General features: G+C 34.3%; 2 protein-coding genes. Both read left to right on the forward strand.

Going from position 1 to position 958, the window contains the following annotated elements; genetic code table 11:
* The first annotated feature begins 21 nt into the window (after positions 1-21).
* On the forward strand, positions 22-408 hold the full coding sequence (locus D9V42_RS14695; RefSeq protein ID WP_036851114.1) for a hypothetical protein: 387 nt from the start codon (positions 22-24) through the stop codon (positions 406-408).
* Between the two features lie 135 nt (positions 409-543).
* Complete coding sequence (locus D9V42_RS14700) at positions 544-915, forward strand: DUF7413 domain-containing protein (protein ID WP_197065192.1); 372 nt, start codon at positions 544-546, stop codon at positions 913-915.
* Positions 916-958 lie beyond the last annotated feature (43 nt).

Consider the following 958-nt stretch of genomic DNA (forward strand, 5'->3'; position numbering starts at 1 on the left):
GAAATAAAGGAGAACTAACAAATGGTAGTCAAATTAACGCAAAAACAAGCTGATTATCTTGAAACTTTTGGAAACCTTGAAGATGAAATAAACAAAAAACGAGCGCTTTGTCACATCACTCGTTTTGGTTATGGATACAATTGGATAGGCGGCGATAAATGTCCAAGTAGTGCTTTTGAGTGTTACGAGCAATTGAAAATGGTTGAAGCTGTCATTAACGGTTATGAAGTTATTGAACCTAAATTTAAGTTTTATAACTTTTCTGATAGTAGCGGAGGAACTGCATTATATTATGCTGGACAGTCTAAACAATTAACAAAATTCGAGCAAGATGCTCTTGAAGTTAAAGAGGGGAGCGAGGAATATAAAGCTTTGTTAGCTTTAGGTTTCGTTGAAGAAGAAGTATGATAACATCTTTTGAATCACTAGCTGAAAGACGATTGATAACTCTTAATTATCACAAAAAGGATAGTCAGCAGTACATCAACAGCTTAAATTACTTTGAATATGCTAGAATGTACTTTGAAAAAAATGGCTTTCCTGATGATAACAGACGAGTTTATCAAAGTGGCAAGCGAAAAGGCCAAAAAGTTAGTTGGTCTGATAAAGAGGAAAAACAGCAGAAAGACGATATTAGAAAGTTCATATATGAAAAGCAACTACAAAAGTTTAAGGGCAGAAGAAAAAGCTAGTAAACATTACGCTAGAGGTGTCAGAAAGCTATCTAAAGAGCTTGAGGAAATGAACGAAACAAAGTATAGGGCAGAGCCTAACGAGTGCTTATATGGCTTGATAAGTGAATTATGGAGCTATTGGGGTAAAGGTTGGATCCTGCCTATGCTTAAATATAATATTGAAATTACAAGACAAGGCGACGTCTTCATTGTAGAAAGAGGAGTAAATGGAAACAATTAATATTAAATTTGATGAAAAACAGCTAGAAGAAGTTGTGAAAAAA

Origin of the sequence: Staphylococcus pseudoxylosus (assembly GCF_003697915.1) — a bacterium.
Lineage (GTDB): Bacteria > Bacillota > Bacilli > Staphylococcales > Staphylococcaceae > Staphylococcus > Staphylococcus pseudoxylosus.